5 protein-coding genes are annotated in these 4,460 nt (G+C 70.1%); 2 read left to right on the top strand and 3 right to left on the bottom strand.

Annotated features, from left to right (window positions below):
• Positions 1-31 precede the first annotated feature (31 nt).
• Complete coding sequence (locus E1265_RS34020) at positions 32-496, bottom strand: DUF6233 domain-containing protein (RefSeq protein WP_132934810.1); 465 nt, start codon at positions 494-496, stop codon at positions 32-34.
• A 714-nt stretch (positions 497-1,210) separates the two neighbouring features.
• On the opposite strand from E1265_RS34020, the gene E1265_RS34010 reads away from it, so the two are divergent.
• The gene (locus E1265_RS34010) at positions 1,211-1,681 is read left to right on the top strand and encodes a hypothetical protein (RefSeq protein ID WP_165953975.1); all 471 of its coding nucleotides are present in this window, start codon (positions 1,211-1,213) and stop codon (positions 1,679-1,681) included.
• Positions 1,682-1,781: 100 nt separating this feature from the next.
• Here the strand turns inward: E1265_RS34010 and E1265_RS34005 are convergent, their stop codons facing one another.
• Together E1265_RS34005 and E1265_RS34000 are read right to left on the bottom strand one after the other, a co-directional pair.
• Positions 1,782-2,420, bottom strand: a complete 639-nt coding sequence (locus E1265_RS34005) for a GNAT family N-acetyltransferase (RefSeq protein ID WP_132934808.1) — start codon at positions 2,418-2,420, stop codon at positions 1,782-1,784.
• Positions 2,417-4,018: an ISL3 family transposase gene (locus tag E1265_RS34000; protein ID WP_207931316.1), complete on the bottom strand. Its 1,602-nt coding sequence runs from the start codon at positions 4,016-4,018 to the stop codon at positions 2,417-2,419. Before E1265_RS34000 ends, E1265_RS34005 begins: the two co-directional genes overlap by 4 nt.
• Positions 4,019-4,145: 127 nt before the next feature.
• On the opposite strand from E1265_RS34000, the gene E1265_RS33995 reads away from it, so the two are divergent.
• Positions 4,146-4,415 carry a DUF6233 domain-containing protein gene (locus E1265_RS33995; protein ID WP_243741308.1) on the top strand — a complete coding sequence of 90 codons (270 nt, stop codon included), beginning with the start codon at positions 4,146-4,148 and terminating at the stop codon, positions 4,413-4,415.
• Positions 4,416-4,460: the final 45 nt, after the last annotated feature.

Genomic DNA, 4,460 nt, shown 5'->3' with positions numbered 1-4,460 from the left:
TCAACCCCCGGTCGCCCGCTGCTCGCGCCCGTCATCTCAGGGCGCGGTCCGGGCGACACACCTCGCACGGCACGGCCCCGGCCTGGGCGGCAGCGCGCACCTGGTCGACGGTCGCCGGCCGCACCTCATGCTCCCGGCCGGGCGCGGCGCAGTCGCCGCGGTGCACGACCAGTTGGTCGCCACCCGTCTCCTCGAGGAGCCAGCGCGGCGGCGGCCGGCGGATCCCGTCGGTGGGCACCTGGTCGTAGTCCTCACCGGGGATCGGTTCGCACGCGTCGACAGGGGCCCAGCACTCCACCGGCTCCGGCATGGCCACCAGGCTGCCGTCCGGCCGCTGCGACGGCCCCCACAGAGACAGCCCGACCAGATACCACCACGAACCGTCGTCAGCCCGCCGGCGACGCCGCAGCACGACCAGGAGCTCCTGGCCGTCCGGCAGCTTGAGGCGCACCGGCGGCCCAGCCTCCGACGCCTCGCTGCTGCTCGTGCCCGTCACCCTGCCGACGCTACCCCGACGACGCCCGTGCCCGACCGCAGCTTCTTCTCCGGCCAGTGACGCGGGAAAGGGGGTCCGTAGAGAAGAAGTCGGCGGCCCGCAGACCCCTTGTCCAGCGCCGTGACCTGCATCTTCCTGCGCGATCTGGAGATCGCGGAGGCAACAGGAGAGGCAACACGAGGGGCGACAGGAGAGGCAACAGGAGAAGCCTCGGGACGGGCAACAGGAGAGGCAACCTGGCGCCGGCGAGGGGCTGCGCGGGGGCAAGGCGCTACCCCCTCGATCCCGCAGCCGCGCCACCCGTCACCCCGGCATGACCACACCACAACGTGCTCATAGAGGGGTGTCAGACTTTCCCACAGTCCCGAAAACCGCCTCTGACCAGGGCGAACACCCCGAGGTTGACCAGCGAAGCCGGACGTGGAAACGGAAGTGGATTCGGACGTGGAAACGGAAGTGCCTGCAAGGCTTGCCGTAGGGCTTGACCACCGCCGGGTGGCAACACGCCGTTGCCACCCCGCGTTGGCGGTGGCAATCGCGGTGGCAACGCATTGCCACCCGCGCACCGCGGCGTCAACCGAGCACGCGATCCGGCCGGCACAACACGGCGCGGACAGACCAGCCCTCGCCTCGCCGCCTGCTGTACAAGCGCGCCGAACCCGCCCGGGCCGGCAACAGTGAGGTACTGGTGGTGGGGTGAACTGGCCTGCCCGGGTGGAGCCGATACTGGCCCGCGCCGTCCCCGCGCTGCCCGGGCCCGGCGCGCTGCCGGGCGGCACCGTGTTCGAGCCGAAGTGGGACGGCTACCGCGTCCTCGTCTACGCCACCGCCGACGGCCGGGCCCAGCTGCTGTCACGGCGCGGCACCGACCTCACCGCCGGGTTCCCGGAGATCGCCGACGCCGTGGCCGACGTCGGCGAGGACCTGGTCATCGACGCCGAGGTCGTCATCCACCACGAGGGCCGGCTGGACTTCGGCGCGCTCCAGCGGCGCCTGGGCCGGACCGGGGCCGCGGCACGGCGGCTGGCGGTCGTGGAGCCGGCGCACTTGGTCGTCTTCGACCTCCTGCGGCGCGGCCAGCGGCAGCTGATGGGCGAGCCGTACAGCGGCCGGCGCGGCGCGCTCGAGGAACTGTTCACCGACCGCCAGCTCGGGCCGCTGGCTTTATTCACGAGCGAGTCGTGAAGGCACATGTTCATGGGTTTGGGAGGCACCCAGATCCACGGATGGGTGATGTTCACGAGTTTTGGTTCTGGCTCGCTTTCCGTGAAGCGTGCACGGTGCGTCATGGCTTGTTGTGCTCAGCGCCTGTGGAGCGATGGATGAGTTCAGTCGGCAAGAGCGAACCCACCCAGGCGTCGACCCTCTGGCCTCGGTGGATCAGACGTCTCCGCAATACCCCCTCGACGCGGAATCCCACCTTCTCAGCGACTCGCCGGGACGCGTGGTTGCCGACTTCGGCTCGCCACTCGATGAGTTCCAGGCCGAGGGTGTCGAACGCCCACTGGCAGGTAGCTGCGGCAGCGCTGCTGACCACGCCGAGCCCTCGCGCTGAGGGGTCGGCCCAATAACCGATCTCTGCCGTGCGGTCTTCCCGTAGATGCAGACCCACCCTGCCCAGCCGTTGTCTCGTGTCAGCGTCCTCGGCCAGGAACTCGGCTCGTGTGCCACTGCTCCACCCGTCCAGGGCAAGGCGTTCGACGAAGAACTCCGCATCCTGCCGGCGATAGGGAGACGGCAGATCGATGAATCGCTGCACTACCGGATCAAGTGACACCTGGTGCACCCAGTCGATGTCAGCCGTGGTGAACGGTCGAAGTCGCAACCAGTCCGCGTCAATCACTGTCGGTATCACCGGATGAGCGTATTCCTGGGCGGGGCCGTCAGGCCAACGCTCAGCCTTGCCGTGGGCTTGGGGAATCATGCGAGGAGGACGCGCTTGCGAAGGAGCCGGAAGCCAGCCCGGCCGAACATCTGCCGTTTGAGCATCTTGATGCGGTTGACGTGTCCTTCGACGACGCCGGAGTTCCAGGGCAGGGTGAGGCCGGCGATGACGGCGTCGCGGTCGCGTTCGATGCCGGCGGCGAGAGTGTGGAGGCTGGGTAGGTCGTCGTCGCGGACGGCGTCGAGCCACTGCGGGAGCCGGTGCCCTTGGCGCTCGGTGAGCATCCGGGCGAAGGAGCGGACGTGCCCGGTGAGGGCGTCGAGTTCGGGGCACTGAGCCAGGACGGCTTTGAGCCGGAGCTGTTCGACGTCGGTGAGCGATTCAGGACGGCGGAGAATCCAGCCGGCGACCACCCGGGGTGCCGGGGGCCGTGCGGTGACTGGCCCCGGTGAGGTGCGCTTCTTCCTGATGTAGGCGCTGACGACGCCGTAGCTGCCTTGGTAACCGAGCGGGATGATCTCCTCCCAGAGCTTCCAGGCGTTGGTGCAGCCCTGGCTCCAGCGGTCGTCCAGGTAGGGCTTGTACTCGTCCAGGGCGGAGGTCCGGTTGTTCTGCCACTGGCCCTGGAAGAGGTCTTCGGGCCTGGCGGCGTCGGCGTAACGCTTGACGGTGCGGTAGGTCATGCGGAGCTGGCGCTGGATCGCGCGTCGGCTGTGACCGGCGGCCAGCAGGGCGTGGACCCGGGCGTGGGTGGCTCTGGTGCGGTCGGCAAAGCGGTGTCCGGTGGGCCACGGTGAGTCCAGCGTCGCCGTCGCCGTCGGCGTGGGGGCCGGGTCGGGCGGCGGTTGGGGGATGAGGACCTGGAGGCAGCCGCGGTGACGGGCGACTTCCCGCTCAGTGGCTTCGCCGAGGTTGTGCCAGAGGTGGTAACGGTCGGCGACCTGGATGGCCTGGGGAGCCCCGGCGGTGGCTCCTTCGGCGTAGAACGGTGCCCGGTCGCGGCAGACCACTTCGATCCCGGGGCGCGTGGCGAGCCACCTGGCCAGGCTGGAAGCCTCGCGGTCAGGCAGCAGGTCCACCGGTCGGCGGGACTCGACGTCGACCAGCACGCTCCCATAGGAGTGGCCCTTGCGGGTCGCGTACTCGTCGACGCCGACCACCCGCGGGGCCGGAGGGTGCGGCTCGGGCAGTGCGTCGACCAGGCGCAGCACAGTGTGGCGGCTGACGGACACGCCGAAGACGCGGGCCATCCGTGCGCCGGCCCGGCCTGCGAGCGCGAGGCCAACCGCGGCCAGCGTCGAACGCAGGCGCTCGCTCCACCGGCTGTGCCGCCGGGTCAGCCCCGGCACCTGCTCGACGAACGTCCGCCGTCCGCACGAAGCGTCCTGACAAGAAAACCGGCGGACATGCAAACTCAGCAGCACCCGCCGCCCCGCAGCCGGCACGTCGGCCGGAAACCGCAGGTAGGAGCTGTGCACACGCCCCGACCAGGTTCCGCAGTCAGGACACGTCGAGCCAGCCGTCGTCCGGCGGGCCTCGATCCGTAATGCCTTGATGTTCACGTCCACCGACACCACCGCCACGTCAGCGATGGACGGGAACAACAGCTCCTCCAGCCGGAGCGTCGTCTCTTCCACGGCGCCGAACTGTCGACCACACCAAGATCACCACTGATCATTTTCGGGCGACTTCCCGCAGGTCGGCTCCAGCCTCCGCCGTCACTCACCGTGACGCTTCACGGAAGTTGAGCCAGAACCATGACTCGTGAACAAAGCCAGCTGGGCCCCTGTCGACGCGTGTGAACCGATCCCCGGTGAGGACTACGACCAGGTGCCGGTCGACGGGATCCGCCGGCCGCCGCCGCGCTGGCTCCTCGAGGACGCCGGCGAGCAACTGGTGGTGCACCGCGGCGACTGCGCCGCGCCCGGCCGGGAGCATGAGGTGCGGCCGGGGACCGTCGACCAGGTGCGCGCTGCCGCCCAGGCCGGGGCCGTGCCGTGCGAGGTGTGTCGCCCGGACCGCGCCCTGAGATGACGGGCGCGAGCAGCGGGCGACCGGGGGTTGACCACGGCGGTTGGT

The organism is Streptomyces sp. 8K308 (assembly GCF_004348315.1).
Lineage (GTDB): Bacteria > Actinomycetota > Actinomycetes > Streptomycetales > Streptomycetaceae > Streptomyces.
Note: the sequence above shows the minus strand (reverse complement) of the source record. Positions and strands in the feature narration are given on the sequence as shown.